Raw genomic sequence first — 26426 nt, 5'->3', positions numbered from 1 at the left:
CGGCGGCCAGCACGTCGCTGTCGTCCAGCATCACGGCGGCCCAGACGACGGCTGACGGCAAGGGCAAGGTCATCTACTCCAGCACGGCCCCGGCCGCGGCGGACCGGCTGGCGCAGAACCTCTGGATCGACACGACCGGCGGCGCCAATACGCCGAAACGGTGGAATGGCAGCGCCTGGGTGGCGGTCACGGACAAGGTGGCGACGGACGCGGCCACGGCCGCAGCAACGGTCTCGGCCAACCTGTCGGACAACTACCTCACGTCGGTGCAGACAAACTCTGCCATTGCCGCGGCCGAGACGCGGATGAGCGCGAGCATTGATGATGTCGCCGCCTCTGTGCAGGGCTATCAGGTCGTGCTCGATCAGACGACCGATGTGACCGCCGGCGCTACGGCGACCGTAAGCCTTGGCGGTTCCGCGCTCGGGCAGGCAAACACCCTCGTCATCACCGAAAACAGCACCGCCCGCGTCACCGGCCCGACGCCGAACGGCGCCAACATCGCAATCCCGGCAGCGCGCGCGATCCTCTTTGGCGGCCAGCGGATCAAGATCGGCGTTCTAGCCCGGACCGCGCCCAGCAACTCGGCAACCCGCTTCGGCATCGCCTATTCGGTCGGGACGGAAGGCAACTCCGGCTACATGCAAGCCACGGAGAACCTGACTTCCTCGTGGAAGTGGTTCACCTTCTATTACACACCGCCGGCGTCCGGCTCAGGCACGGACATTCTCTCGATCTTCGGCGACAACACCAAGAGCGGGAAGGGTGTCCGTGTCGCCCGCATCTATATCGAGGTGGCGGCCGTCGCGGGGGATCTGCCCGAGATCAACAGCCTTGCGGGCGAAATCACCGACATCAAGGGGCTGGATCTGTCCAAGCTCTCCGGCACCGCCATGGGCGCGCTGCTCACGCAGCTGGATGTGAGGGCAGGCGGGCAGTCGGCCGCAATCACGGCCCAGGGCGCCGCCCTTGCGACGCTGCAGGGCAATGCCAGCGCCTCCTATGTCTTCCGGGTGAAGGCTGGGTCAGCTGGAGCAGGGCTTGAGCTTGTGGCCGCCACGAACCCGAATGGCCCGGTCTCTGTCGCGCGCATCTCGGCCACCGACATCCTTCTGGATGGGTCAGTAGCGGCACAGCAGTTCGTCGTGACGGACTTCAGCGGCAACCTCGTCTTCAACGGGTCCATGCCCTATGGGGACACCCGCGGGTGGACCGGCATGTCGAGCCGGTTCAGCGTGGTCGCGCGTGACCCGTCGGCTTCCATGACTGCTCTCACCACGGCCCCGACCCCTTACGTTCTGCGCACCGATGAAGATGCCGCATCTCAGACAGTGTTCATCGGGGATCAGTCGTGTGATGGCGGTGACAGGTTCGTGGTGCGCTTTGCTTACGCGGCGGCCGGCGCAACTCGAACGGCGTCGATTGGTCTCCAGTTGATGTTCTACGGCGCCGATGGTTCCTACCTGTCCGGTCCCTCCCGGATGGTCACGGCGAGCAGCGTATCGTGGGCATCCTACGATGGCGCGGTGATTGTTGCGCCTGCCGGTGCGGCCCGTCTCCGCATTCGTGTGCTGCGAAGCGGGGGCGGCGCTGGCGTGGCCTTCCTCACCAACATGGAGGTCATCAAACAGAGGTCGGGTGCCACCCTCATCACCCCGAACAGCCTGACGACGGAACTGGTCAACACCGACAGCTTCAGCGCCGCTGGCCTTGCCGTCTTCGGTGGGGAGCTTCGCTCGGACAACTTCAACGCCTCCACCGGCGCCGGATGGCAGATCACCAAGGCCGGGGGTCTGAAGATCCCATACCTGTCGGTCAGTACCCCCATCCTTGCCCCCAACGCCATCAGCAGGATGGTCTCGGTCGCATCCAGCGAGGTAGTGGCGCCAGGCACAGGACTTGGGAAATGGAACCGGCAATATCCCCCCAACGCCATCCCATCCGGGAGGCCCGGCCCTGTTGACGAGACCCGCAGCGGATACGCGGATTATCTCACGGCAACCATATCGGCACCCTACACCTATGACCTCTACTTCTGGATCTCTGCTACGGCCGGGGACGTGGTAGCGGCCATATTCCGTAACGCCCAGACCTCTCAATACAACGGGTGGGCGCACCGGACCGTCTTGGATTCCCACACCGGGGATAGCTACAACTCCGGTGCCATCATGGGCGTGATCCCCGGCGTCTCCGGTACCCAATCACTCACCTTGGCCTTTGCAGGCATCAGCGGCTCCTCGTGGACATCGGTTGCCAACGCAACAATCACCCTCATGGCGGTCATGAAATGAAGACCTACTCGGTGCACAACCAGGAAGGCCGGATACTGCGTCTGATCGAGAGCACCTCAGAGGACATTGCCCTGCTCAACGTCGTGGATGGCGAGGACCTGATCGAGGGGGCTTACCCGGCCGATGCCTTCTACGTTCGCGACGGCGTAGCTCTTCCCTACCCGACAAAACCCGGTCCGTGGTCGGTGTTTGACCATGCCGCCGAAGAGTGGGCGGACCCGCGGACGCCGGACGATCTGGCGGCCGAGCTGCAGGAGGCGCGTCGCGCGGGCATCGGGTGCGTGAACAGCGCCGCCGACGCCGTGCGCCGACGATACGTCACGATGATCGCCGGGCAGGACATGCTCTACCTGCGCAAGGAGGCGGAGGCCCGCGCCTATCTGGCCGACCCCGATCCCGATCCCGCCGACTACCCGCTGATCATGGCCGAGGTGGGCATCACCGCCCCGGAGGCCTGGCATGTGGCGCAGGTCTATCTCGGGCTCTCCGCGGTCTGGATCTCGCTCGCCGCACCCCTCGAGACCGCCCGGCTGGGCGCCATCGCGCAGATCGAGGTGGCCGAGGATGCCGAGACCATCCGGGCGATCGTGGCCGCGGCCTGCGCGCAGATTGCCGCAATCTCCAACCCCACGCCGGAGCAACCCGCATGATCGACCGCATCCTCGACACCCTGCTTGAGGCCGACAGCCAGCCGCGGGACTGGTACGCCGGCCTCACCACCGCCGCGGGTCATGGAGTCCTCGTCGGGATGCCCGCGGCGCTGGCGTTGCACGGGCTGGGCCTCTCGCTCGCCCTGACGCCGCTGGCCGTGGCACTCATCTATTTCCTCGGCTGGGAGCGGCTGATCCAGAAGGGGCAGGATGTCGCCGACAGCCTCGTGGATGCCGTCCACGTCGCCCTCGGGGCGGCGATCATCGCGGGCGCCCTGGCCTTCGGATTCTGGGGCGCCGTTGCCGGCTTCGCGGCATGGGCTCCGGTCCTCATGGCCGGCGTCTGGCGCCGCCTGGCGTGTTCTTCCAGCAACTGAAAGGGGCTCACATGGGCTATCTCAACGACCGCATCCTCGACCTCGGCCTCACTGTCCTGACTACCGAGGCCAACCGGCTCGACATCTGCCACACCGAGCCTGCGACCTACGCGCAGGCCACGGGCACCTACAGCCTCGGCCACAAGGCGGGCCTCAGCGTCGGCGCACCGGCCGCGCGCACGCCCTCGGGGCGCAAGGTCACCGTGGCCGCCTTTGAGGATGGCACTGTGACCGGCACCAGCACCAGCACCGCCACCGATGCCGAGTTCTGGGCGATCACGGACACCGTCAACAGCCGCCTGCTGGCGGCGGGCCCGCTGACAACCGCGCAGTACATGACGGCAGACAACACTTTCCGAATTGCGGCCTTCGACATCTGGCTGGCCGGGCTGGACGGCTGACGGGCGCGACGGATGGCCTTCGGCGACCTCATCAACGCGACGGCCGCCACCGGCAACGGCAACGCGCCATCGGTCACACCATCGTTTGTGCCAACGGCGGGCAGCCTGCTCCTTGCGGCGGGCGGCGGCGACAAGGCGCATTCGTTCGTCGCGCCGCCGTCAGGGTGGGCGACGCTGCTCGCGACGCGGTCGCTGACGGGCTCCAACCTCGCGGTGTTCTGGCGGATCTCGGACGGCACCGAGACCGGCCCGATCACGATGGGGATGGGCACGTCCCTGCTGTGGCAGTTCTCGGTGCTGGAGTTCGAGGGGCCATGGGACACGGCGCAGCCCGCGGCGACGGCGGTTACCGCGGACAACGTCCAGACCAAGCGTTTCTCGATAGGCCCGACGGGCAGCTTCCCGCCCACCCCGCATCTGGCCCTCGCCATGATCACCGTGGACAGCATGTCGAGCATTGCCGACTGGGTGACGTTCTCGGGCGGCTTCGGGATCATCCACGACGTGCGGACGGGCATCAATCCGGGCTGCCCGCCGCTGATAGTCGGCTCGCGGATTGTCGAGGATGGGTCGCCTCAGTCCACAGACGTGGCATATGAGCAGATCGCGGATGAGCGCGTGGGTTACATCGCGGTCTTCGCGCCGGCAGCGGCGACCGAGGAGCCGGACGCCACGACCCTGACGGCCGAGGGCCTCTCGACGCAGGCGGCCGGGCTGGGGCCGGTGACTCTGGCCCAGGTGCATGGGCTGGTGGGCGCGAGCCTCCAGGCCGGTGCGGCGGCTCTGGGGCAGCCCGTCCTGAGCGGCCGCGCCAGCCTGACGGCCGAGGATCTCGGGACGGGGGCTGCGGCTCTCGGGGCGCCCCAGGTGGGCCAGAGGCACGCCGCCGCGGCCACGCCCCTTGCGGGTGGTGCGGCCAGTCTCGGCCTCGCGGTCATCGGCCAGCGGCATGAGCTTGCGGCGGCCGGCCTGGCCACGACCGGCGCGGGCCTCGGGCAGCCGGCGGTCACGGTCGGCGGAGGCCTGCTGGCGGCTTCGCTTGGAGCTGGCCCGGCCAGTCTCGGTCCGGTGCAGCTCGGCCAGCGTCACCTGGTGACGGCGCTCGGCCTCGGGACGGCCGGCGCGAGCCTCGGGCAGCCGTCGTTGGCGGGCTCCGCCGACCTGCAGGCCGAGGGATTGGCCGGGGGCCCGGTGTCTCTGGGGGCGGCGCTCATGGGCCAGCGCCACGCCCTCGCGGCGGCCGATCTGGCGGCGGGCGCGGCCGGGATCGACCGGCCTGAGCTGAGGTCGGGCACCTACGACTGGGAGGCGCTGATCGCGGCGCGGGGGCTGGCGACGTTCGTGGCCGATGCGCGGGCCGTTCTCATGTCGGGCGATGCTCGGGCCATCCCGATGACGGCCGACGCACGGCCGCTGGTCATGACACTGGAGATGCAGCGATGAAGTCAGCCTCGGGGCACACGATCCACCGGACCGACGGCGACACGGTTCCCCTGCTGGTGCGGCTGGCGATGCTGACGGATGGGGGTGAGGTTGCCGTCGGCGATGCGGCCCAGGTCGAGCTGCTGGTCGGGGCCGCCGGGGCGATGCAGGCAATTCCCGGCGTGGCGCGGGGCGATGGGCAGGGTGTCTTCCTGTTCCCGGTCTCGAGCCTGCCCGCCGGCGCCGGCCGCTGGCCCTTCGCCATCCGCGTGGCCGAGGCCGCAGGGGCGGCCGTCCTCGCCCGCGGCACGATCCTGACCGCACCGCTTCTCTAGCGTTGTGAGCGTGGGAGGGCAGGTGGGGTCCGCGGGACCGAAGCGAGTGGTCCCGCGGATGCTGTCGCGAAGTTATGAGGCCCGCGGCAGACGGGCTGGGGATAGCGGTCGGAGTGGCCCATCGCACTGCGGCAGATCGCGCCCGGCATGCAACGAGGGTTTAAACACCCCTTTAAGGCCGCCCAGCGAGGGGTGTTCCAACCAGCTTCAGGAGCGGATAGGGAAGGGCGGCCGCTGCGGGCTGCGAAGATGCGCCGGACGAAAACCCTTCTGCTGCAACTTCTGCTGTCCCGTCCTGCAAGATCTGCTGTCCCGCTACATACACCCGCTACACCCGCTTTTCCACAGAAGAGTTTCGACAAGGCTCTTTACAGGCTTTCGCTTTGGGAACACCATATCTAGTAAGACTGTTGGCAGGTAACGCCGTCCCTTGCCGCACGCCCCGGTTCTTGTGGGTGATGTCCCCTCAGGCGGCTCAATAACGAGGCCCGGGCACATGTCGCTTGCCGAAACCTGTCTCTACTCCGACGAGATCCACCCGATCGATATCGTCGAGACGCTCGCCGAGCGCCACGAGTGGGAGTTCGACCGGGTGACCGAGGACCAGATCGCCATGGCGGTCGAAGGGCAGTGGAGGACCTATTCCCTCACCCTCGCATGGTCGCCGCAGGATGAAACGCTCCGGCTGATCTGCACCTTCGAGATGGAGCCGCCCACGCATCGGATGGCCGAGTTGCACGACCTGCTCAACCGCTGCAACGATCTGGTCTGGACCGGCGCCTTCACCTACTGGAGCGAGCAGAAGCTGATGGTCTGGCGCTACGGGCTGCTGCTCTCGGGCGGGCAGACGGCGACGGCGGAACAGGTCGATCGGCTGATCGCCTCGGCGGTCTCGGCCAGCGAGCGGTTCTATCCTGCCTTCCAGATGGTCTCCTGGGCCGAGCATCCGCCCTGCGAGGCGATCAATGTCGCCATTGCAGAGGCCTACGGCCGCGCCTAGTCTTGCCCCGCAATGACGGGGGAAAAGATGGATCTATCGGATCTTGGCCACCGCGGCCTGGTGCTGCTCGGCTGCGGCAGGATGGGATCGGCGCTGCTCGAGGGATGGCTCGGCCGGGGGCTTGCGCTCTCGGCGGTCTGGGTGACGGAGCCGCACCCGACGGACTGGCTCAGGACGCTGGCCGCGCGGGGGCTCCACCTGAACGAGGATCTGCCCGCGGAACCTGCGGTCGTGCTGGTCGCGGTGAAGCCGCAGATGATGGCCGAGGCGCTGCCGGGGCTGGCGGCGCTGGGGAACGGGCGGACGCTGTTCCTGACCGTCGCGGCGGGCACGCCCATCGCCTTCTACGAACGGACCCTCGGGGCCGCCACGCCGGTCATCCGGGCCATGCCCAACACGCCCGCGGCCGTGGGGCGGGGGATCACCGCGATCATCGGCAACGGGGCGGCGAGCGAAGAGCAGATGGCGCTGGCCGAGGATCTGCTGTCGGCGGTGGGGCAGGTGGTCCGGCTCGAGGGCGAGGCGCAGATGGATGCGGTGACAGCGGTCTCGGGGTCGGGCCCGGCCTATGTCTTCCACCTGATCGAGGCGCTGGCCGCTGCGGGCGAGGCCGAGGGCCTGAGCCCCGATCTTGCGATGACGCTCGCACGGGCCACCGTGACGGGAGCGGGCGAGCTTGCCCATCGCTCGTCCGAGAGCGCGAGCCAGCTGCGCATCAACGTGACCTCGCCGGGCGGAACCACGGCGGCGGCCCTTGCCGTCCTGATGGAGCCCGAGACCGGTTTCCCCGCGGTGCTTCGCCGGGCCGTCAAGGCGGCGGCCGACCGCGGGCGGGAACTTGGCCAATGATCTCCTACGACGACTTCGCCAAGGTCGAGATCCGCGTCGGCCGCATCACCCGCGCCGAACCCTTTCCCGAGGCGCGCAAGCCTGCGCTGAAGCTCTGGGTCGATTTCGGCGGCGAGATCGGCGAGAAACGCTCATCGGCACAGATCACGCGGCACTATGGGCCCGAGGCGCTGGTGGGCCGGCAGGTACTGGCGGTGGTGAACTTCCCGCCGCGCCAGATCGGCAAGGTCCTCTCGGAGGTGCTGGTGCTGGGCGTGCCCGACGCCGAGGGCGAGGTGGTGCTGATCGGCCCGGACCAGATGGTGCCCCTGGGCGGGAGGCTCTATTGAAGCTGCTCATCACCCGCCCCCTGCCTGAAAAGGTCGTGGCGGCCGCGCGGGCCCGCTTCGACGTCACGCTGCGCGAGAGCACGCGCCCGCTTTCGCCCGACGAACTGCGGCGCGCGCTGGTCGAACATGATGCGGTTCTGCCGACGCTGGGCGATCTCTTCCGCGCCGAGGTTTTCGCCGACGTGCCGCGGCCGCGGGCGCGCATCCTGGCCAATTTCGGCGTCGGCACGAACCATCTCGACGTTGCGGCCGCCCGGGCGGCGGGGCTCGAGGTGACGAACACGCCCGGCGCGGTCACCGACGCCACCGCCGACATTGCCCTGACGCTCATCCTGATGACCGCGCGCCGGGCGGGCGAGGGCGAGCGCCTGGTGCGACGGGGCGCCTGGGAAGGCTGGCATCCGACGCAGATGCTGGGGCTTCATGTGACGGGCAAGCGGCTCGGCATCATCGGGATGGGCCGGATCGGCCGGGCCATCGCGCGGCGCTGCCATTATGGCTTCGGCATGGAGGTCACGTTCTTCAACCGCTCGACCGTGGCCGATCCCGGCGTGCCCGCGCGGCAGGTATCCTTCGAAGAGGCCCTCGAGGCCGATGTGGTGGTGGTGGCGGTGCCGGCGACGCCCGAAACCCACCACCTGATCGACGCGCGCGCGCTGGCCCAAATGCGGCCGGAGGCGGTTCTCGTGAACATCGCACGGGGCGACATCGTGGATGAGGCGGCCCTGATCTCGGCCCTGTCCGAGGGACGGATCGCGGGCGCGGGGCTCGACGTCTATGAGTTCGAGCCGAAGGTGCCCGAGGCGCTTCTCGGGATGGAGAACGTGACGCTCCTGCCGCATCTCGGCACCGCGGCGCTCGAGGTTCGCGAGTCGATGGGCCTGATGGCGGTCGAGAACCTGCGGGCGTTTGCCGAGGGCCGCCCCCTGCCGAACCCGGTCTGACGCGGCCACGCACGGATGCCTCGCCGTAACGCCTGACAGGGCGCCAAAGCCTCCCGAGGGGGTTCGATGCCCCCTCGGGAGGCACCTCCGCCCGGTGCGGGCCGGGACATCCCGGCAATGACGCCCTTCGTCCGGCTCTTGCTTGCCGCGGACGCCGGACCTTCCGTCTCCGGCGTGTGGCGCGGCCATCCCAACGCCCCCGGAGACCGCTCTCGTTGCCCGCCCTGTGCCGAGAACAGGGCCCGGCTCACCGCGCCCTTGTCGTTGCGCGAGGCGATGAGCGGCGCGCAAAAAATCCGCCGAACCGGCCTTGACTTCCCCCTCGGCATAAGCGAGATAGCGCCTCGTTGGGGTCGTAGCTCAGTTGGGAGAGCGCGTCGTTCGCAATGACGAGGTCAGGGGTTCGATCCCCCTCGGCTCCACCAGAATTAACCGGAAAAACTCCTGCCTTTTCAGGGTGAAGGCTTCAAGGCGCCGCGGTTGCCGGCGTCAGACCCGGCGGATCGAGTCCAAGCCGGACGTGTCAGCTTCGGGGCCTGCGGGACGTGCGCTGCCGGTCTGCCAGAGCTGCGCTCTTCAGTCGGCGCGGTGCCGGGTGACCGATTTCAGGATGAGGCGGGTGGCTTCGTGCGGGATGGCCGCGATGGCCTCTTCCTCGCTGTCGAACTCGAGCGGACTGCCGTCGGGATAGTGGCGGTCGAACTCGAGCTTGTCCTGACTGTTGACCCAGGCGAGGACAAATCGCGTACGGATGTCTTCCTGTTCCATGGTCCGTTCCTCCACCCCGGCATTCGAACGCTGCTTCCCGTTCCGGTCAAGCCGGGGAGGGTGCGACCTTTGCCCGCCCCGCGCAGGGCAGGGCCCGGGCCAGAGGCTTCGGGGTGTGCCAACGCGCACGACAGGCTCGAGGCCACGGCGTGCAAGCCGGAGGCAAGAGCCGCCCGAACCGGAGTCCGGGCGGCGCGGGATCAGCCGGCGAGCCAGGCGTTGAACCGCTCGTTCAGCTCGGTGTCGTGGTCCACCCAGAACTCGTAGTCCGACGCCAGCGCGTTCGTCATGTTCTCGGGGCTGGTCGGCAGGTGTGCCGCCATCTCGGTCTGGCCATCCATGAAGGTGCCGACGAGCGGGGCCGAGGACTTGCGCGGCGGGCCGTAGCTGATCCACTCCGCGGCCTTGGCCAGCGGCTCGGCCGCCGTCGAGAAGGCCACGAAGTCCTTGGCAAGCTCGAGGTTCGGCGCGCCCTTCGGGATCACCCAGCCCTCGACCTCATAGACCTGGCCATCCCACACGATGCTGAACGGCTTGTTCTCGGTGATGGCGGCGTTGAAGATGCGGCCATTGTAGGCGATCGTCATCGCAACCTCGCCATCGGCGAGCAGCTGCGGCGGCTGGGCGCCGGCCTCCCACCAGACGATCTGGTTCTTGATCGCATCGAGTTTCGCAAAGGCCCGCTCGACGCCCTCGTCGGTCCGCAGCAGGTCATAGACCTCGGCCGCCGGCACACCATCGGCCATCAGGGCCATCTCGAGATTGACCTTGGCCGACTTGCGCATCCCGCGTTTGCCGGGAAACTTCTCCAGATCGAAGAAGTCGGCGAGGGCCTCCGGCGCTGCGCCCTCGGCGAATTTCGATGCGTCATAGGCCAGCACGGTCGAGAAGACATCGGTCGCCACGAAGCATTCGGCCAGCGAGCCGGGCAGGAAGTCCTCTTCCGCGGGCGTGCCATCGGGGGCCGCCAGCAGGATCGAGGGATCGATCTCCTCGAGCAGCCCCTCGTCGCAGAGCCGCACCGCGTCGGCATATTCCACGCTCGCCACGTCGGTCGTCACATTGCCGGATTCGACCTGCGCCTTGATCGGCGTGGCGGGGTTGTCGGTATCGACCGAGACCACCGTCACGCCCGTCTTGGCCGTGTAGGGCTTGTGGTAGGCCTCGACCTGACTGGTCGTGTAGGCCCCACCCCAGCCAAGGACGGCAATCTGATCTGCCGCGGCGGGGAGGGCGAAGCCCCCGAGCATCGTGGTCAGAAGGATGAATCGCTTCACCAGTTTCTCCCGTGTTGATCGTCTTGCGGGTCGTTCCCGCGCAAAGCCTCGGCCGTTTGCGGCCGGACAGGGGGAGGCTACGGGCGAGCCTCCGCGCGAGTCAATCGCCCGCCGCTCTGTCCAGGCCACTGCGCCGCGCCGGGCCGGCTGCCGGGCCGCAAGCGCCGGTCTCGGGCGTTTGCGCAAAAGGCGGCCGCCCGAGAATCGCCGGCTCCGGGGTTCCTTCCCATGAACGGGCGGCGAGTCGGCGGGTGAATTGCCGCGGGCGAAAGGGATTTCTCCCGCCAGTTTCTCCAACCCTAAATTCATCAACCTGAGATTTAAAAACGCCACATCGGAAAGTATCTTTTCCCGCGGTGCCTATCCAAATGGATCAGGGCATCATATTGACACCGTTTGAACACATTCTTAAGAATAGGATAAAAGTTGAATTGGTTGGAACGGAGAGAATGGATCGCTTCACCCTCGGTCGCGGATGGCATGGGCGGGGTGCAAGTCATTGAAATCACAGATGCCATCACTGGCATAAAGGGCAGCTATTGCGCCGTCCTTGCCTGGTCGGAGTATCAAGGAAATGGACGGAAGCATTGTTCCGGTCGATACGACCGGTTGTGATGATTTCATGGCGCGCATTCGTCGCAGGAAGGTCGTTCTTGTGGCGGGTGGAGCCGGATTTGTCGGTTCGCATCTTTGTGAGACATTAATTTCCGAAGGCCATTCGGTTGTCTGCCTGGACAATCTCCAGACCGGCCGCATTCAGAATATCTCCGCCCTGCAAGCTCACCCGCAATTCCGGTTCATCGAGCAGGACATTCTCGATCGCCTGAACTGGCAGGGGCCTCTGGACGAGATCTACAACCTCGCCTGCCCGGCGTCGCCGCCGCTCTACCAGCGTGACCCGATCCACACGTTCCGCACCTGCACGGAAGGTGTGCTGAACCTTCTGGGACTCGCCAAGGCGACAGGTGCGCGCATCCTTCAGGCCTCGACCTCGGAGGTCTATGGCGATCCAGAGATCACCTTGCAGCACGAAGGCTACCGGGGCTGCGTGAACACGGTCGGTCCGCGTGCCTGTTACGACGAGGGCAAGCGCGCCGCCGAGACCCTGTTCTGGGAGTTCGGCACCCACATGGGCGTCGAGGTGCGGATCGCGCGCATCTTCAACACCTACGGACCGCGCATGAGCCCCGAGGACGGGCGCGTGGTGTCGAACTTCATCGTGCAGGCGCTGACGGGCGCGGACATCACGATCTATGGCGACGGGATGCAGACCCGCTCCTTCTGCTATGTGGATGACCTCGTGGCCGGGCTGAAGGCGCTGATGGCCTCGGAAACCAGCGACCCGGTGAACCTCGGCAATCCCGGCGAGTTCACGATGCGCGAACTGGCCGACATGGTGTTGCGCCAGACGGACTCGCGCTCGCGTCTGGTGCAGTGCCCGCTGCCGGTGGACGATCCGCGCCAGCGCCGGCCCGATATCTCGCGGGCCGCGGCTCGGCTGGGCTGGGCTCCGACCGTCGCTCTCGAAGAGGGGATCGCCCGCACGATCCGCCATTTCGCCGGCGAGCTTCAGGTGTCCGACCCGTGCGAGGCGCTGCTGCATCATGTCTGACGCGATCCTCGTCACGGGCGGGGCGGGCTTCATCGGCTCGCACGCCTGCAAGGCGCTGCACCGCGCGGGGCTGCGGCCGGTCAGCTTCGACAATCTCTCGACGGGCCACGCCCATGCGGTGCGCTACGGGCCGCTGGTGCAGGGGGACGTGCGCGACGCGGCCGCGGTGGAGGCCGCGCTGCGCGCGCATGACGCGCGGGCGGTGATCCATTTCGCAGCCTCGGCCTATGTGGGCGAGTCGATGGCCGATCCGGCCCGCTATTACGACAACAACGTGGGCGGCATGATCGGGCTCGTGCAGGGTTGCCGGGCGGCGGGCGTCAAGCGCATCGTCTTCTCGTCGAGCTGCGCCACCTACGGCGTGCCCGAGAGCCTGCCGATCCGCGAGACCACCCCCCAGCGGCCGATCAATCCCTACGGGCGCACCAAGCTCATCGGCGAAGAGATCCTGCGCGACCTGTCCGTCGAGGGGATGCGGCATGTGGCGCTGCGCTATTTCAACGCCGCAGGGGCCGATCCCGAAGGCGAGCTGGGCGAGCACCACGATCCCGAGACGCATCTGCTGCCGCTCGCGCTGAAAGCCGCGTCGGGGCAGGGCACGCCTCTCGCGATCTTCGGCACCGACTATCCGACGCCCGACGGCACCTGCATCCGCGACTACATCCATGTGGCCGATCTGGCGCGCGCCCATGTGCTGGCCCTTGCGCGGCTGCGGGAGGGCGGAGAGAGCCTTGCGCTGAACCTCGGCACGGGGCGCGGCCATTCGGTGCGCGAGATCGTGGCCGCGATCGAGGCGGTGACGGGCCGCGCGGTGCCGGTGCGGCTGGAGCCGCGGCGGCCGGGCGATCCGCCGGAACTGGTGGCCGATCCCGGCCGGGCGGTGGCCGAGCTGGGTTTCCGCACCGAATGCTCGGACATCGGCACGATCGTGCGCCACGCCGCGCCCTGGTTCGGACTGGAAGCTGGCCATGTCCAAGCGGCATGATGCCAAGCGCGCGCGGGCCCGGCTGAAGCGGCAAGAGCGGCTGCGCGAGAGACGGAACGCCCGGTCCGAGGTCCATTCCGTGCCGCTCATGTCGCCGGCGCAGCGCCGGCGGTACAGGATCGCCGCCGGGCTCTGGGGGGCTGCGCTGGTCTTCTTCTGGTCCTGGTGGCTCGATCCGGCGCATTTCATCGGCTGGGGCGGCTTCCTGCTGGTGACCGTCCCCCTTCTGTGGCTGAGCGCGCTGCAGCTCTATTTCGTCCTTGTCCTGTTCCGCGCCCGCCGCCCGGCCTCGCCGGACCCCGTGCCGGGGCGCTGGCGGGTGGCGATGATCGTGACCAAGACGCCGTCCGAGCCCTTCGAGGTCGTTCGGCGCACGCTCGAGGCGATGCTCGCGCAGGATTATCCGCATGACACCTGGCTTGCCGACGAGGATCCCTCGCCGGAGACCGCGGCCTGGTGCGCCGCGCACGGGGTCAGGATCTCGTGCCGCAAGGGCCGCGAGGACTACCACCGCCCGGTCTGGCCGCGCCGCACGCGCTGCAAGGAGGGCAACCTCGCCTTCTTCCACGATCACTGGGGCTACCGGGACTATGACATCGTCTCGCAGCTCGATGCGGACCATGTTCCCCAGCCGGGCTACCTGCGCGAGATCCTGCGCCCCTTCGCCGATCCGGCCGTGGGCTATGTGAGCGCCCCCAGCATCTGTTCGGCCAATGCCGGCGAGAGCTGGGCGGCCCGCACCCGCCTTCATGCCGAGGCCGCCTTTCACGGCGCGCTGCAGACGGGCTATTCCGGCGTGCTGACGCCCATGTGCATCGGCTCGCACTACGCGGTGCGGACGCGGGCGCTGAAGGAGATCGGCGGCCTTGGGCCAGAACTGGCCGAGGATCATTCCACCTCGATGCTGATGGCCGCGGGCGGCTGGCGCGGGGTCCATGCCGTCGATGCGATCGCCTTCGGCGACGGGCCCGCCAACGTGGCCGACCTCGCCACGCAGGAGTTCCAGTGGTCGCGCAGCCTGCTCACGCTGCTGCTGTCGCACACGCCGCGCTATCTCGGCCGGCTGCCGGGGCGGCTGCGGTTCCTGTTCGTGCTCTGCCAGCTCTGGTATCCGCTCTTCGCGCTGGTGATGCTGATGATGTATGTCGCGCCCGCGCTTGCGCTTCTGCTCGACATCCGCTTTGCCAATGTGACCTATCCGGGCTTCATCCTCCATTCCGCACCGGCGGTCCTGGCCCTGACGGGGCTGGCCTGGCTGCTCCGGCGCGACGGGTTCAACCGGCCGGTGGAGGCGCCCGTCATCTCGTGGGAGAAGGCGCTCTTTCCCGCGCTGCAATGGCCCTGGGTGCTGTGGGGTTGCACCATGGCGGTGCGCGACCGCCTGACGGGCCGCTTCGTCGATTTCCGCATCACGCCCAAGGGCTCGGCCGCGAGCCGCCGGATCCCGCCGAAGATCACCGCGATCTATGTGGCGCTGGCGGCGGGCTGCGTGGTGCCCGTCTTCCTGGCCGAGGAACTCGGCGAGGCGCGCGGCTTCCTGCTGCTCGCCCTGGTAAATGCGGTTCTTTACGGCGGGCTCGTGCTGGTGATGGTCTGGCACCATCTCCGCCAGCTGGGCGCCCACTGGCGCGAACAGGTGGGAGATCTTGTGCTGCAGGGCGCCGCGGTCACCGGATTGTTCGCGCTGATCCTGCTGGGCGGTTTCACCCGCGGGGCCGAGAGCCTGACGGCGCTGGCCTTCGGCCTCGAGCCGCTGCAGATCACGCGCGTCGAATATGTCGTCTCCGGCGCCGGAAGCGGCATCCAGCCCAGGATGCACTTCCGCTTTGCGCCGGCGTGGAAATCCAGCCCGCTGCTCGGGGGCTGAGGGATGAGGAGCAAGATCATGGTGCTGACCGGAGGTCCGAGGATGCGGAAGACGGCCGCGGCACTCGTCGCTGCGCTCGGCCTGTGGGGGGGCGGCATGGGAGGCGCGCTTGCGGCGCCCCCGGGAACGCTGCCCTACGGGGCCTACGATCCCGGCGGCGATTATCGCAACGACAGGGATCTGGTGATCGAGCATCTCTTCCTGCCGTGGGAGGACGTCTATCTGCCCTCGCTGGTCGATGCCGACGCCTATGCGCGTCAGCGCAACCGCGCGCTCATGGTGACGCTGGAGCCCTGGACCTGGACCCGGTCCGAGCGGAACACGGCCGAGGCGCTGCGCGATGGCATCCGCCGCGGATCCTATGACGCCAACATGAAGGCGGTCTGCGACGTGCTGGCCGTGCTCCAGAGCCCTGTGACGCTGCGATGGGCGCACGAAATGGAGAACTCGGGCGGGCAGTTCATCTGGTCGGGCTGGAACCCGCAGGACTACATCGAGGCCTTCCGGCGCATGACATCGCTCTGCCGCGAGGCGGCGCCCGGGGTGCGCATCATGTGGTCGCCCGCCGGAGAGGAGGGGCTCGAAGCCTATTATCCCGGCGACGATTTCGTGGATCTGGTCGGGATCTCGGTCTTCGGCCTGCAGGCCTACGACCGGTTCGAGGTGAATCGCGACCGCAGCTTCGTCGATGTGATGGGCCCCCGCTACCAGCGGGCGGCGCAATTCGGCAAGCCGGTCGTCGTGGCGGAACTCGGCATGTCGGGAAGCGCGGACTATGTGGCCTCCTGGGAGAATGCCGTGCGCCAGCCGGGGCCCGGCTATTCCGACCTCGTCGGCGTCGTCTACTTCGATCAGAAGGAGGTCTATGCCTGGCCGAACGGCTTCGGCCTGCCGGACTGGCGGCTCGATTTCCGCGTGACCGACTGAACCGAAAACCTCGCGCCGGAGGGGGTGCGACCCCTCCGAACGGGTGCCATCTTTCGGGAGATCCTGCCCGAAAGAGGCCATTTTAGGGCCCATCTGCTGGCGTGATCCCTCGCCAGAAATGCCGGTAATGTTCATGACCGGCATGACGGATTGTGGTTGCAGGGGATGCCATCGGCTCAACCTGACCCATTTCCTTCGTGTCCAGCGAAGGAGATCAGACCATGGTACCCGCTCGCAGTTTTCTCGTTGCTCTTGGCGTGGCCCTCGTGCTTGGCGCCCCGCAGGTCGCCACGGCCTCCAGCGAGGCCGCCCGCAATCCCCAGTCCGCACGCGGCGTTGTCCAGACCCGCTCGGCCGGCACGTTCGACTGGCTCTCCAGGCCCGCCGTCGTGGTCCGCGCCTCGTCCGAGGCGCCCGCGACCCGTGTCCGCCGCCAGATCGGCCGCGGCTCATGGATCTGCTCGCCGGCGGGCTTCGGCCGCGGCTCGACCTGCTACGCGAACTGAGGCCCGACCCGCGCCGGGCGCGAAATGACGTAGCGTCCCGCTCGCTTTACAGTCCCGCGGCGGCTGCTCTAACCTCGCCGCCGGGACAGGAGGGGAGGCAGCATGGATTTCGCGCTGAGCGAGGAGCAACAGGCGATCTTCGACATGGCGCGCGAGTTCGGCGCGGCAGAGATCGCGCCCAACGCGCGGGCCTGGGAGGAGGCGGGAACCATCCCGCGGGCGCTCTGGCCAAAGGTGGCCGAGCTTGGGCTCGGCGGGATCTATGTCTCGGAAGAGCATGGCGGATCGGGCCTCGGCCGGCTCGATGCGACGCTCGTCTTCGAGGCGCTGGCGATGGCCTGCCCGTCGGTGGCGGCCTTCCTGTCGATCCACAACATGTGCGGCGGCATGATCGACCGCTACGGCTCGGACGCGCTCAAGGCGCGCTGGCTGCCGGGGATGTGCAACTTGACGACGCTCGTCTCCTACTGCCTGACCGAACCCGGCGCAGGGTCGGACGCCGCCGCCCTGCGCACGCGGGCGGTGGCAGGCCCCGAGGCTTACCGGCTTACAGGGACCAAGGCCTTCATCTCGGGCGGCGGCTATTCGGATGCCTACCTCACCATGTGCCGCACCGGCGCCGACGGGCCCAAGGGCATCTCGACGCTGCTCGTTCCGGCCGGGACACCGGGCCTGAGCTTTGGTGGGCTCGAGGACAAGATGGGCTGGCGCGCGCAGGAGACGCGGCAGGTCCAGTTCGACGACTGCGCCGTGCCGGCGGAAAATCTGGTGGGCGAGGAGGGGCGCGGCTTCAGCTATGCGATGGCCGGCCTCGATGGTGGGCGGCTCAACATCGCGGCCACCGCGCTGGGGGGCGCGCAGGCGGCCTTTGACGCAACCCTCTCCTACATGGGCGAGCGGCGTGCCTTCGGCCGGCGCCTCGACGAGTTCCAGGCGCTGCAGTTCCGCCTCGCCGAGATGGAAGTCAGGCTGCAGCAGGCGCGCATCTTCCTGCGGCAAGCGGCGTGGAAGCTCGATCAGGGCGCGCCGGACGCTACCCGGTTCTGCGCGATGGCGAAGCTGTCGGTGACCGACGCCGCCTTCGAGGTGGCAAACCAGTGCCTCCAGTTGCACGGCGGCTACGGGTACCTCGCCGATTACGGGATCGAGAAGATCGTGCGTGACCTGCGGGTGCACCAGATCCTCGAGGGCACCAACGAGATCATGCGGGTGATCATCGCCCGGTCCCTGGGGGCGGCATGAGCGATGTGCTGATCCGCAAGGCCGGACGGGCGGGCCGCATCACGCTGAACCGTCCGGCGGCGCTGAACGCGCTGAGCTACGACATGTGTCTCGGGATCGACGCGGCGCTGCGCGACTGGGCGCAGGACCCGGAGATCGACCTGGTGGTGATGGACGCCAGCGGTCCGCGCGCCTTCTGCGCGGGGGGCGACATCGCCGAGCTTCACGCCCGTGGCACCGCGGGGGATCATGCCTTCGGGCAGGGCTTCTGGCGCGACGAATACCGGATGAACGCGCGGATTGCGGACTATCCGAAGCCCGTGGTGAGCCTGATGCAGGGCTTCACCATGGGCGGCGGCGTGGGGCTCGGTTGCCATGCAAGCCATCGCATCGTGGGCGAGAGCAGCCAGATCGCGATGCCGGAATGCGCCATCGGCCTCGTGCCGGACGTGGGCGGCACGCATCTTCTGGCCCATGCGCCCGGCCGTGTCGGGGCGTGGCTCGGTCTCACCGGCAGCCGCATGGGGCCGGGCGACGCGATCCGCGCGGGCTTTGCCGACCATTTCGTGCCCGAGGCTGACTGGCCGGCGCTGATCGCCCGTCTCGAAGCCGGAACGGTCGCGATCCCCGCGCAGGAGCCGCCCGCCGGTCGCCTGCCGGAGGCGCAGGAAGAGATCGACCGTCTGTTCGAGGGCTTTGCGCTCACAGATATCATCGGCCGTCTGGAGCAGGCCGGAACCGGCCTTGCGGAGGAGGCGCTGAAGGCGATCCGGCGAAGCTCGCCCTTGGCCATGGCCGCCACGCTCGAGATCCTGCGGCGGTTGGGGCCGCACCCCGAGATCCGGCAGGCGCTGGATCTGGAATATCGTTTCACCTGGCGCGCGCAGGGGCAGGCGGACTTTCTGGAGGGGATCCGCGCGGCGATCATCGACAAGGACCGCTCGCCGCGCTGGCGTCATGACCAAGCGGCGGCCGTGCGCCCGGACGAGGTGGCGGCCCTGCTCGAGCCGCTCGGCCCGCACGCCCTGACCTTCGAGGAGGAGAGAACATGAAAATCGCATTCATCGGGTTGGGCAACATGGGCGCGCCGATGGCCTGCAACCTGGCGGCGGCCGGGCACGAGGTCACGGGATTCGATACGGCGGCGCCTGCGCCCGAGGGCGTGACGATGGCCCCCTCGGCCGCCGAAGCGGCGGCTGGCGCGGAGGTGGTCTTCACCATGCTGCCGAACGGCCAGATCCTGCGCGCCGTCGCCGATGAGCTGGTGCCGGCAATGGCCGCGGGCGCCGTTCTCTGCGACTGCTCGACCGTCGATGTCGAAAGCGCGCGCGCCGTGGCGGCGCAGGCCGAGGCGGCGGGGCTGGGCGCGCTCGATGCGCCGGTCTCGGGCGGCGTCGGCGGGGCTGCGGCGGGCACGCTGACCTTCATGGTGGGCGGCGGCGACGCGGCCTTCGCCACCGTGCGGCCGCTGTTCGAGATCATGGGCCAGAAGGCCGTCCATTGCGGGGGGCCGGGCGCGGGGCAGGCGGCCAAGATCTGCAACAACATGATCCTCGGCGTGACCATGATCGCCACCTGCGAGGCCTTCGCGCTGGCCGACAAGCTGGGGCTCGACCGGCAGAAGATGTTCGATGTGGTCTCGACCTCGTCGGGCTACAGCTGGTCGATGAACGCCTACTGCCCGGCGCCGGGCGTCGGCCCGCAGAGCCCCGCGGACAACGGCTACAAGCCCGGTTTCGCGGCCGAGCTGATGCTGAAGGACCTGCGGCTGTCGCAGCAGGCCGCCGAGGGCGCCGATGCCGACACGCCGATGGGCCACCTCGCGGCCGACCTCTATGCCCGCTTCGTCGAGGAGGAGGACGGGCGAGGGCGGGACTTCTCGGCCATGCTGCCCCGGTTCGAGGGCCGCGGGCGGAGCTGACGCCCGAGCGACCGCAGCCGTCGGGGGCGCGCCGTCGCCCCTGACGGGATCCGGTCACGGGCGCGTGCGCCCGCGCGCGACCGATGATCCAACGTCTGCCGATGCCGTATCAGTGACAGGCTCATCCGACCGCGGCCGGGAACCGCGGGGCCCTGTCAGCATTGAGGGTCAAAGGCAGGTGACACACATGATTTTCGTTCTCGCTCCTTCCACCACCTTCAATCGCAAGACCCTCAAGGCGCGCCGCTTTCCGGGTCGTTTCGCCGAGCCGCAGCGGCCTCTGCCGCGCCGCCTGATGCTCTCGACCGCGTTCTGGCGGATGGCGGCCGAGTCGGCCATGCTGCGCAACGGCGCCGTCGTCGCGCCCATTCCGGCGGCGGTGCTGGTTGCGCCCGATCTCGTCACGGCGTCGCTCGCCCTGTCGCCGATCCTGCTCTTCCTTCTGCTCTTTGCCGAGGGTCATCTCGTGCCTGTCCGCCCCCGGAGCGGCGACGAGGACGAGGTGGCGCGCGTGCTCGATCTGTTGCGGCTCCGGGGCCGTAGCGTGCTTACCCGGATCGCGGCCGAGCGCGGCATCCTGAAGGGCCGGCTCACGCTTGTGATCGAGCAATCCTCGCTCGCCCGTCTTCCGCCGATCACGCTGGTCTCGATCCAGAACTCGGCCGACGGGCGCGTGCTGGATCTGAGCGACGAAGAGCAGCGCATGGTGCGTGAAACGCTTTTCACCGACGGGCTGCGCGAGTCGGCGCTTCTGCGGGTCAACCTGGTCGAAAAGAAGCCCATGCGCGAGGTGTCGCTCGAAGCGCACAGCATCTCGGCCCATGCCCGGCTTGCGGCGATGGCCCGGACGGTCGCCAAAGCCTGACCTTGGCACCACCTGCCTGAACGGCGCCCGATGAACGGGCGCCTTTTTCATGAAAGCATCCAGGACCGGCAAGGGCCGGTCCTGGCATGGGTTGATCGGGGTTGGAGACTGTCAGCGGGCCAGGCTGATCACCCGGCCGAAGGGCGGTCTGGGCGCATCGTCCTGCGGCACGGCCCAGATCACCGGCACCTTCGGGGCGGGCCCGCAGGGGCCGTCGAGGTCCGTCAGCATCACGATCACCGATGGGTCGAGCTCCAGCGCGCTCTGGATCACGGGGCGGAAATCCGTGCCACCCCCACGCGCGAAACTCACCCGCTGGATCTCGCTCTCCCAGGCCATGCCCTGCATCTTCGTGTGGCCGCTCACCACGGTGTCGAAGGCCAGGACATGAACCTCGGCCCCGGTGCGGCGTCCGATCCCGGCCACCTGCGCGGCAAAGAGCGAGAGGCGGGCGTCGTCGATCGAGGTGGAGGTGTCCACGCCGATCGCCACGCGGATGCGGTTGCGGTCGGGGCGGCGCGAGGGCTGGAACGGCGGCTGATACCGGCCCTCGGTGCGGGCGACGCTGTCGGCGGCAAGCCAGCGGCGGGCGGGCACGCCCCAGTCGGGCCGCGGCACCTGCGTCACCGCCTTCGAGATCAGCCGGCGCAGCAGCCGCTCCCAGTGGGGCAGGCCCACCTGCGGCAGGTCGAGCAGCTTGTGGGACAGGGTGCCGATGCCGCGGCCGGCCGAGCGGCCCGCCTCCATCGCGCGCGTGATGCGGTCCTGCCAGTCCGAGGCATCGGGGCATTCGTCCTCGTCGCCCTCGACCGGGCCGGGACAGGGCTCCAGATCGGCGTCGAAGCCCTTCTGGCGGGCAAACTCCTTCGCCGCCTCGGCGGCGTCGGGGCGGGAGGTCTCGCTGTCGTCCGATCCCTTGCCCTTGCCGTCGCCCCCCCCCTTGCCCTTGCCGGCGCGCGAGGAGTCGGACTGCAACCGGATGTAGAGCCCCTCGGCATCCCACTGGCAGGTCCGTGTCTCTTCGGGCAGGGCCGCCTTCAGCAGATCCGGGAGCAGGATGGCCGGACGGGGGATGCAATGGCCAGCCTCGACCAGCGTCTGGTTCAGGATCGCGTCGCAGGCGATGTTGAACAGCTCGTCGTCATAACGATCGCCGAAGCGCGAGCGCATCTCCTGCGCGCGCGGGCCGTGGCGCAGCGCCAGATGCAGCACCTGATGCCCGGCGAGCCCCACCTGTTCGTGCGGCGCCAGATCCTCGAACGCGCGTCCGTAGAAGATCGACCGGCCGTCGGTCCAGGCCGCCTGCGCACGTTCGTCGCTGTCGCGGTGGGGGCACCACAGCGCCAGCGCCCCCAGGGCCGGATCCTCTTCCGACAGCCGTCGCAGCGCCGCCCAGGCGCGCCGGGAATGGCGCGCGCTCATTCCAGACCCATGGCCTGGCGTTCGCTGGCGTAGGCGGCATAGGCCGGATGCCCGAGGAAGTCCTCGGCCAGACCCTGCTCGAGCCCGCGGCGGATCGCCATCTCGAACCCGTGGGTGCACAGTTCGGCCAGCGGCATCCGCGCAAAGCTGCTGTCGGTGCGGTGAACGTCGAGGGTGCGGATGCCGGCCATCACGTCGATCACCGGAGCCGCCGTCTGCGGGCCAAGCGCCCCCACGAGGCCATAGATCAGCGCGTGAAGCCCGTGCATGGAATCGGGATAGAGCATGATCCGCTCGCTCGGCGCGGCGTTCAGCAGCCGTTCGACCGAAACCGAGGCCTCGATGTCGTCGGCCACGAGCATGAACTCGGCCGACACCGCCTCGCCCACGGTGCCCGCCACCATGATGCGGCGAAGCTCGCGGTCGCGCACGGCGGCCATGATCCGGCTCACCCTCTCCCAGCTGCGCGGCGTCGTCGAGATCATCAGCCCGCGATCGAGCGCCTCGGCGGTGGTCTCGAGCAGATCGGGGCGCATGCGGATGAAGGCCAGCACCGCGGGATGGAGCGTGCGGGGAATGGCATAGTTTTCCAGCCAGTCCTTCGCGGTCGCCCGGACCTGCAGATGCACCAGCCGGTCGGAGAGCGCGGTGCCCATCTCGTAGGCCACGGCGCCGTCCTCGATCATGTTGCCGGCCGCCACCACGAAAACGTTGTCGGGCAGGTGATGCGGTCCCACACGCCGTTCCAGCAGCAGGCCATAGACGGCGGGATGAAGGTGCGGCGGCGCCGCCGTCAGCTCGTCGAGAAACAGAAGCGAGGGGCGATTCGGATCATCGGGCAGATCCTCGGGCCGATACCACTGGGTCTTTCGCGTCTCGTGGTCGTAGTAGGGCAGGCCGCGCAGGTCCTGGCTCTCGATGGTGGTGAGTCGCAGGTCGTAGAAATGCGCGTCCTGTTCGGCGGCAAGCTGGCGGACGATCTCGGTCTTCCCCACGCCGGGGCGGCCATGCAGCATCCAGGAGGTGGTGAGGGCGCCGGCCCGCTGGGCGGCCCACCCCTCGCGCAGCACCTGCTGTGCCTGACCTGCCGAGACTTCCATGGTATTGACGGTCATTACTATTCCTTTCACTTCCGAAGCACAGAGACCGCCACGGCAATGCCGGGGGAGCGCGACCCGGCCGTCGGAGCCCTAGGGTCATTCAGATCCACAAGATCAGATGGTGCAAAAGGTTCCCTTGTCATGTGCGCTTTTGACGCATTGACAAGATGTCAGGTTTGTGAGCGGAAAATGGGCCATCGGAGGGCGGGCCGCGCAGAGGACAGGCGCTTCCTGAACGGGATGCATCATCTTCTGCTTCCCCATTGGCAGGACGCGGTTCGGCGCTAGCCTCCTTGCGAACTAGAACAGGGACAGGACCTTTCAATTGACCGCAAGGACAGGACGCGACGGCACCACAACCTGGCTCTTCCTGCTTGGGGCGGTGCTGATCGCGATTTTGGCATCCACGGCCACCTTCATCAGCACCCGCGCCGAGCAGACCTTTCAGAACATCGTCGATGAGCGCGCCATGCGCCGGCATGCGGCGGATCTGCTGTCCGTCCTCCAGGATGTCGAGATCGGCCAGCGCGGCTATCTCATCACGCTCGACCCGACCTTCCTGCAGCCCTACGAGGATGCGCTGGCCCGCGTGCCGGTCGAACTCGAGGCGCTGGCCGAGGATCTTCCGCGCGTCGCCGGAGAGCTGGGCGACGAGCTTCGCACGCTGATCGGCCGCCGCCTCGAGATCGCGGCCGGCACCGTTGCCGCTGCCCGTGCCGGCGACCCCGAGGCGGGGTGGGCCGTGGTTGCGGAGGGCGAAGGTCGCGCGACGATGGACAGGATCCGCGCCATCCTCAGCGAAATGATCCAAGCCTCGGATGCGCGCAACGCCGCGGCCATCGCGGCGCAGCATCGGCTGAACGTGATCCTCCAGATCCTGTCGGTGGCCGGCGGTGTTGCGGCGATCGTGGTGATCGGGGCGGCGGTGCTCGTGCTGCGGCGCCAGATCGCCGCGCTTCGCCGGGCCGACGAGGACATGCGCCGCCTGAACGCCAGCCTCGAGGAACGTGTGCAGCAGCGCACCATCGACCTGATCGCCGCCAACCAGGAGGTGCAACGCTTCGCCTACATCGTCACGCACGACCTGCGCGCGCCGCTCGTGAACATCATGGGCTTCACGAGCGAACTGGAGGCCGCACTCAAGCCGTTGCAGGCCTATGTGCTGGCCGACGGCACCCCCGTCAGCGAAAGCGACATCCGCGATGCGCGCACCGCCGCGGCCGAGGATCTGCCCGAGGCGCTGGAGTTCATCCGCTCGTCCACGCGCAAGATGGACGGGCTGATCAACGCGATCCTGAAGATCTCGCGCGATGGCCGGCGCGAGCTGCGCCCGGTGCCGGTCGATCTCGAGGAGCTGATCCGTCAGTCGCTTGACAGCGTGCAGCACCAGATCGCCGAGACCGGGGGCGAGGCCTCCATGTCGGTGCGCGTGCCCGGCATCGTCTCGGACCGTCTCGCGCTTGAACAGGCGCTCGGCAATCTTTTCGACAATGCCGTGAAATACGCAAGGCCCGCCCAGCCGCTGCGTCTGTCGGTGCGCGTGAGGTCCGAAGGACCCCGGATGATCGCCATCGAGGTCGAGGACAACGGTCGCGGCATCCGGGCCGACGATCATGACCGCGTGTTCGACCTCTTTCGCCGGTCGGGCGCCCAGGACAAGCCCGGAGAGGGAATTGGCCTTGCGCATGTCCGCACACTGATGCGAAATATCGGCGGCGAGATCACGTTGCGGTCGGTCGAGGGTCAGGGAGCGACCTTCACCCTGCATGTTCCCACGGATCTGCGCCGGGTTCTGGATGAGGTGAAGGCATGAAGGCGCTCGGTCGCGAAGTGACCATCGTGATGGTCGAGGATGACGAGGGCCACGCCCGACTGATCGAGAAGAACATCCGCAGGGCGGGGGTGCACAACGAAATCGTGCCGTTCGTCTATGGCGGTGCGGCGCTCGACTACATTCTCGGCCCGGACCACACTGGCGAAGGCATGAGCGACCGCTACCTTCTGGTCCTGCTCGACCTGAACCTGCCGGACATGACCGGCATCGACATCCTCGAGAAGATCAAGACCAACCCGAACGTCAAGCACCTGCCGGTCGTGATCCTCACCACAACCGACGACGAGCGCGAGATCAAGCGATGCTACGATCTGGGAGCCAACGTCTATATCACGAAGCCCGTGGAATACGAGAGCTTCGCCAATGCGATCCGCCAGCTCGGCCTGTTCTTCTCGGTGATCCAGGTCCCATGAACGACGCGCCGGAACGGCCGCGGATCCTCTATATCGACGATGACCCGGTCCTTGCGCGCCTGATCCAGAAGGCGCTGGCCCGTGCGGACATGGAGGTGATCCATGCGCCCGACGCGGACGAGGCCGACCGGCTTCTCGCGGGCGAACCCTTTCAGGCGGTGGTGCTCGACCACTACCTGCCGAGCGGCACGGGCCTCGACATCCTCGGGCGGATGCGCGCGGCGGGAAGCCGGGTTCCCGCGATCTATGTGACGGGCTCGAGCGAGGCCACGATCGCGGTTGCGGCGCTGAAGGCCGGTGCGGACGACTATGTCATCAAGAGCGCGACGGACGAGTTCCTGCCGCTGCTGCAACGCTCGATCCGCCAGGCCATTGCCAAGGTCGAACTGGAGCAGGCCAAGGCGCGCGCCGATGCCGAGACCCGCGCCGCGCGGGCCCGGGCCGAGATGCTGCTCTCGGAGGTGCATCACCGCGTGGCCAACAGCCTCGCCATGGTGCAGTCGCTTCTGCGCCTGCAGGCCCAGGCGTCGGGGTCGGACGAGGTGAAGACCGCACTGGCCGAGGCCCAGGGCCGCATCGGCGCGGTCGCGGCCGTGCACCGCAGCCTCTATCTCGGCCACGAGGGGCGACAGGTCGAGCTGGGCACCTATCTGCGCACGATGCTCGACGACTTCACCGCCACACTGCCGCCGGGCGTGCAGCTCGATGTCTCGACCGAGCCCGTGCATGTCGGCGCGGATCGCGCGGTCTGCCTGGGCGTCGTGGTGTCCGAGCTTGTGACCAACGCGGCCAAATACGCCTGGCCGTCGGGAAGTGGGGGCCGCCTGTCCGTGCGGCTGACGGTTGCCGAGCCGGGCCGCGGGAGGCTCGAGGTTTCCGACGATGGCATCGGATCCTCCCCCCTGACCGAGAGCCGGGGGACGGGCCTCGGCCGGCGCCTGATGCGCGCGATGGTGGAGCAGCTGGGCGGCACGGTGGAGCAGCCGGAAACGGCCGCAGGCACCTGTGTCGTGATCGGGTTCGAGGCCGAATGCGAGACGGCGGACTGACACGCGGTCCGCCGCCCGGGCACCGCATGGACAGCGTCGTTCGCCCGGGTACCGCATGAAC

The 26426-nt window shown here is 68.4% G+C and carries 25 protein-coding genes, 1 tRNA gene and 1 pseudogene; 23 read left to right on the top strand and 4 right to left on the bottom strand.

Going from position 1 to position 26426, the window contains the following annotated elements; genetic code table 11:
• From FG154_RS21205 to FG154_RS08035, 11 genes and pseudogenes are all read left to right on the top strand, one after another.
• Positions 1 to 2291: pseudogene (locus tag FG154_RS21205) on the top strand (hypothetical protein); the annotation flags it as partial.
• Positions 2288 to 2941: a hypothetical protein gene (locus tag FG154_RS08075; RefSeq protein ID WP_145106392.1), complete on the top strand. Its 654-nt coding sequence runs from the start codon at positions 2288 to 2290 to the stop codon at positions 2939 to 2941. The pseudogene FG154_RS21205 and the gene FG154_RS08075, both read left to right, overlap by 4 nt.
• Positions 2938 to 3318: a hypothetical protein gene (locus tag FG154_RS08070; protein WP_145106389.1), complete on the top strand. Its 381-nt coding sequence runs from the start codon at positions 2938 to 2940 to the stop codon at positions 3316 to 3318. The genes FG154_RS08075 and FG154_RS08070 overlap by 4 nt, the downstream gene beginning before the upstream one ends.
• 11 nt (positions 3319 to 3329) lie before the next feature.
• Entirely contained in the window at positions 3330 to 3719 is a 390-nt protein-coding gene (locus tag FG154_RS08065; RefSeq protein ID WP_145106387.1) for a hypothetical protein, read from the top strand.
• A gap of 12 nt (positions 3720 to 3731) precedes the next feature.
• Positions 3732 to 5162, top strand: coding sequence for a hypothetical protein (locus tag FG154_RS08060; RefSeq protein ID WP_145106384.1), 1431 nt, complete (start codon positions 3732 to 3734; stop codon positions 5160 to 5162).
• Positions 5159 to 5476 (top strand): hypothetical protein, encoded by a 318-nt coding sequence (locus FG154_RS21035; protein ID WP_117344958.1) that lies wholly within the window; start codon positions 5159 to 5161, stop codon positions 5474 to 5476. Before FG154_RS08060 ends, FG154_RS21035 begins: the two co-directional genes overlap by 4 nt.
• Before the next feature lie 496 nt (positions 5477 to 5972).
• Positions 5973 to 6476, top strand: coding sequence for a type III secretion system chaperone family protein (locus tag FG154_RS08055; RefSeq protein ID WP_186312314.1), 504 nt, complete (start codon positions 5973 to 5975; stop codon positions 6474 to 6476).
• A 27-nt stretch (positions 6477 to 6503) separates the two neighbouring features.
• A complete protein-coding gene (proC, locus tag FG154_RS08050; protein WP_145106383.1) occupies positions 6504 to 7325 on the top strand; it encodes a pyrroline-5-carboxylate reductase in 822 nt (273 codons plus the stop codon).
• Positions 7322 to 7654, top strand: coding sequence for a tRNA-binding protein (locus tag FG154_RS08045; RefSeq protein ID WP_145106381.1), 333 nt, complete (start codon positions 7322 to 7324; stop codon positions 7652 to 7654). Before proC ends, FG154_RS08045 begins: the two co-directional genes overlap by 4 nt.
• Positions 7651 to 8598 (top strand): 2-hydroxyacid dehydrogenase, encoded by a 948-nt coding sequence (locus FG154_RS08040; RefSeq protein WP_145106379.1) that lies wholly within the window; start codon positions 7651 to 7653, stop codon positions 8596 to 8598. Before FG154_RS08045 ends, FG154_RS08040 begins: the two co-directional genes overlap by 4 nt.
• A 349-nt stretch (positions 8599 to 8947) precedes the next feature.
• A tRNA-Ala gene (locus FG154_RS08035) sits at positions 8948 to 9023 on the top strand.
• 151 nt (positions 9024 to 9174) lie between these two features.
• Here FG154_RS08035 and FG154_RS08030 read toward each other — a convergent pair.
• Both FG154_RS08030 and FG154_RS08025 read right to left on the bottom strand, forming a co-directional pair.
• Positions 9175 to 9366: a hypothetical protein gene (locus tag FG154_RS08030; RefSeq protein ID WP_011908364.1), complete on the bottom strand. Its 192-nt coding sequence runs from the start codon at positions 9364 to 9366 to the stop codon at positions 9175 to 9177.
• Positions 9367 to 9566: 200 nt separating this feature from the next.
• A complete protein-coding gene (locus FG154_RS08025) occupies positions 9567 to 10643 on the bottom strand; it encodes an ABC transporter substrate-binding protein (protein WP_145106376.1) in 1077 nt (358 codons plus the stop codon).
• 574 nt (positions 10644 to 11217) lie between these two features.
• Here FG154_RS08025 and FG154_RS08020 point away from each other — a divergent pair.
• The 9 genes from FG154_RS08020 (at position 11218) to FG154_RS07980 (ending at position 20547) form a co-directional block, all read left to right on the top strand.
• A complete protein-coding gene (locus FG154_RS08020) occupies positions 11218 to 12255 on the top strand; it encodes a UDP-glucuronic acid decarboxylase family protein (protein ID WP_145106373.1) in 1038 nt (345 codons plus the stop codon).
• On the top strand, positions 12248 to 13240 hold the full coding sequence (galE, locus tag FG154_RS08015) for a UDP-glucose 4-epimerase GalE (RefSeq protein WP_145106371.1): 993 nt from the start codon (positions 12248 to 12250) through the stop codon (positions 13238 to 13240). The genes FG154_RS08020 and galE overlap by 8 nt, the downstream gene beginning before the upstream one ends.
• The gene (locus FG154_RS08010; protein ID WP_145106369.1) at positions 13224 to 15107 is read left to right on the top strand and encodes a glycosyltransferase family 2 protein; all 1884 of its coding nucleotides are present in this window, start codon (positions 13224 to 13226) and stop codon (positions 15105 to 15107) included. The genes galE and FG154_RS08010 overlap by 17 nt, the downstream gene beginning before the upstream one ends.
• A 42-nt stretch (positions 15108 to 15149) precedes the next feature.
• Positions 15150 to 16034: a glycoside hydrolase family 26 protein gene (locus FG154_RS08005; protein ID WP_145106366.1), complete on the top strand. Its 885-nt coding sequence runs from the start codon at positions 15150 to 15152 to the stop codon at positions 16032 to 16034.
• A gap of 221 nt (positions 16035 to 16255) precedes the next feature.
• The gene (locus tag FG154_RS08000) at positions 16256 to 16540 is read left to right on the top strand and encodes a hypothetical protein (protein WP_145106364.1); all 285 of its coding nucleotides are present in this window, start codon (positions 16256 to 16258) and stop codon (positions 16538 to 16540) included.
• 102 nt (positions 16541 to 16642) lie between these two features.
• The gene (locus tag FG154_RS07995) at positions 16643 to 17782 is read left to right on the top strand and encodes an acyl-CoA dehydrogenase family protein (protein ID WP_145106361.1); all 1140 of its coding nucleotides are present in this window, start codon (positions 16643 to 16645) and stop codon (positions 17780 to 17782) included.
• Positions 17779 to 18813 carry an enoyl-CoA hydratase/isomerase family protein gene (locus FG154_RS07990; protein WP_145106359.1) on the top strand — a complete coding sequence of 345 codons (1035 nt, stop codon included), beginning with the start codon at positions 17779 to 17781 and terminating at the stop codon, positions 18811 to 18813. The genes FG154_RS07995 and FG154_RS07990 overlap by 4 nt, the downstream gene beginning before the upstream one ends.
• Entirely contained in the window at positions 18810 to 19682 is an 873-nt protein-coding gene (mmsB, locus tag FG154_RS07985; protein ID WP_145106356.1) for a 3-hydroxyisobutyrate dehydrogenase, read from the top strand. The genes FG154_RS07990 and mmsB overlap by 4 nt, the downstream gene beginning before the upstream one ends.
• Positions 19683 to 19869: 187 nt before the next feature.
• Positions 19870 to 20547: a hypothetical protein gene (locus FG154_RS07980; protein WP_145106354.1), complete on the top strand. Its 678-nt coding sequence runs from the start codon at positions 19870 to 19872 to the stop codon at positions 20545 to 20547.
• A gap of 111 nt (positions 20548 to 20658) precedes the next feature.
• Here the strand turns inward: FG154_RS07980 and FG154_RS07975 are convergent, their stop codons facing one another.
• Together FG154_RS07975 and FG154_RS07970 are read right to left on the bottom strand one after the other, a co-directional pair.
• Positions 20659 to 21969 (bottom strand): vWA domain-containing protein, encoded by a 1311-nt coding sequence (locus FG154_RS07975; RefSeq protein WP_145106352.1) that lies wholly within the window; start codon positions 21967 to 21969, stop codon positions 20659 to 20661.
• Complete coding sequence (locus tag FG154_RS07970) at positions 21966 to 23084, bottom strand: ATP-binding protein (RefSeq protein ID WP_145106350.1); 1119 nt, start codon at positions 23082 to 23084, stop codon at positions 21966 to 21968. The genes FG154_RS07975 and FG154_RS07970 overlap by 4 nt, the downstream gene beginning before the upstream one ends.
• Before the next feature lie 310 nt (positions 23085 to 23394).
• Between FG154_RS07970 and FG154_RS07965 the strand changes: the two genes are divergently transcribed.
• The 3 genes from FG154_RS07965 to FG154_RS07955 are packed head-to-tail and all read left to right on the top strand — an operon-like array spanning position 23395 to position 26365.
• Positions 23395 to 24882 carry a sensor histidine kinase gene (locus tag FG154_RS07965; protein ID WP_145106347.1) on the top strand — a complete coding sequence of 496 codons (1488 nt, stop codon included), beginning with the start codon at positions 23395 to 23397 and terminating at the stop codon, positions 24880 to 24882.
• Positions 24879 to 25316: a response regulator gene (locus FG154_RS07960; RefSeq protein WP_145106345.1), complete on the top strand. Its 438-nt coding sequence runs from the start codon at positions 24879 to 24881 to the stop codon at positions 25314 to 25316. The genes FG154_RS07965 and FG154_RS07960 overlap by 4 nt, the downstream gene beginning before the upstream one ends.
• Entirely contained in the window at positions 25313 to 26365 is a 1053-nt protein-coding gene (locus FG154_RS07955; RefSeq protein WP_145106342.1) for a sensor histidine kinase, read from the top strand. The genes FG154_RS07960 and FG154_RS07955 overlap by 4 nt, the downstream gene beginning before the upstream one ends.
• The last annotated feature ends 61 nt before the right edge of the window (positions 26366 to 26426 follow it).

This window comes from Cereibacter sediminicola, assembly GCF_007668225.1.
In the GTDB taxonomy this organism is placed as follows: Bacteria; Pseudomonadota; Alphaproteobacteria; order Rhodobacterales; family Rhodobacteraceae; genus Cereibacter_A; species Cereibacter_A azotoformans.
Note: the sequence above shows the minus strand (reverse complement) of the source record. Positions and strands in the feature narration are given on the sequence as shown.

Excerpts from the sequence above, each read along its gene's own strand:
- FG154_RS08045 (WP_145106381.1), top strand. The coding sequence starts at position 7,322 with ATGATCTCCTACGACGACTTCGCCAAGGTCGAGATCCGCGTCGGCCGC.
- FG154_RS08075 (WP_145106392.1), top strand. The coding sequence starts at position 2,288 with ATGAAGACCTACTCGGTGCACAACCAGGAAGGCCGGATACTGCGTCTG.
- FG154_RS21035 (WP_117344958.1), top strand. The coding sequence starts at position 5,159 with ATGAAGTCAGCCTCGGGGCACACGATCCACCGGACCGACGGCGACACG.
- FG154_RS08000 (WP_145106364.1), top strand. The coding sequence starts at position 16,256 with ATGGTACCCGCTCGCAGTTTTCTCGTTGCTCTTGGCGTGGCCCTCGTG.
- FG154_RS08020 (WP_145106373.1), top strand. The coding sequence starts at position 11,218 with ATGGACGGAAGCATTGTTCCGGTCGATACGACCGGTTGTGATGATTTC.
- FG154_RS08070 (WP_145106389.1), top strand. The coding sequence starts at position 2,938 with ATGATCGACCGCATCCTCGACACCCTGCTTGAGGCCGACAGCCAGCCG.
- proC (WP_145106383.1), top strand. The coding sequence starts at position 6,504 with ATGGATCTATCGGATCTTGGCCACCGCGGCCTGGTGCTGCTCGGCTGC.
- FG154_RS08005 (WP_145106366.1), top strand. The coding sequence starts at position 15,150 with ATGCGGAAGACGGCCGCGGCACTCGTCGCTGCGCTCGGCCTGTGGGGG.
- FG154_RS07990 (WP_145106359.1), top strand. The coding sequence starts at position 17,779 with ATGAGCGATGTGCTGATCCGCAAGGCCGGACGGGCGGGCCGCATCACG.
- FG154_RS07975 (WP_145106352.1), bottom strand. The coding sequence starts at position 21,969 with ATGAGCGCGCGCCATTCCCGGCGCGCCTGGGCGGCGCTGCGACGGCTG.
- FG154_RS07980 (WP_145106354.1), top strand. The coding sequence starts at position 19,870 with ATGATTTTCGTTCTCGCTCCTTCCACCACCTTCAATCGCAAGACCCTC.
- FG154_RS07970 (WP_145106350.1), bottom strand. The coding sequence starts at position 23,084 with ATGACCGTCAATACCATGGAAGTCTCGGCAGGTCAGGCACAGCAGGTG.
- FG154_RS07955 (WP_145106342.1), top strand. The coding sequence starts at position 25,313 with ATGAACGACGCGCCGGAACGGCCGCGGATCCTCTATATCGACGATGAC.
- FG154_RS07995 (WP_145106361.1), top strand. The coding sequence starts at position 16,643 with ATGGATTTCGCGCTGAGCGAGGAGCAACAGGCGATCTTCGACATGGCG.
- FG154_RS08060 (WP_145106384.1), top strand. The coding sequence starts at position 3,732 with ATGGCCTTCGGCGACCTCATCAACGCGACGGCCGCCACCGGCAACGGC.
- mmsB (WP_145106356.1), top strand. The coding sequence starts at position 18,810 with ATGAAAATCGCATTCATCGGGTTGGGCAACATGGGCGCGCCGATGGCC.
- FG154_RS07960 (WP_145106345.1), top strand. The coding sequence starts at position 24,879 with ATGAAGGCGCTCGGTCGCGAAGTGACCATCGTGATGGTCGAGGATGAC.
- FG154_RS08065 (WP_145106387.1), top strand. The coding sequence starts at position 3,330 with ATGGGCTATCTCAACGACCGCATCCTCGACCTCGGCCTCACTGTCCTG.
- FG154_RS08030 (WP_011908364.1), bottom strand. The coding sequence starts at position 9,366 with ATGGAACAGGAAGACATCCGTACGCGATTTGTCCTCGCCTGGGTCAAC.
- galE (WP_145106371.1), top strand. The coding sequence starts at position 12,248 with ATGTCTGACGCGATCCTCGTCACGGGCGGGGCGGGCTTCATCGGCTCG.
- FG154_RS08010 (WP_145106369.1), top strand. The coding sequence starts at position 13,224 with ATGTCCAAGCGGCATGATGCCAAGCGCGCGCGGGCCCGGCTGAAGCGG.
- FG154_RS08055 (WP_186312314.1), top strand. The coding sequence starts at position 5,973 with ATGTCGCTTGCCGAAACCTGTCTCTACTCCGACGAGATCCACCCGATC.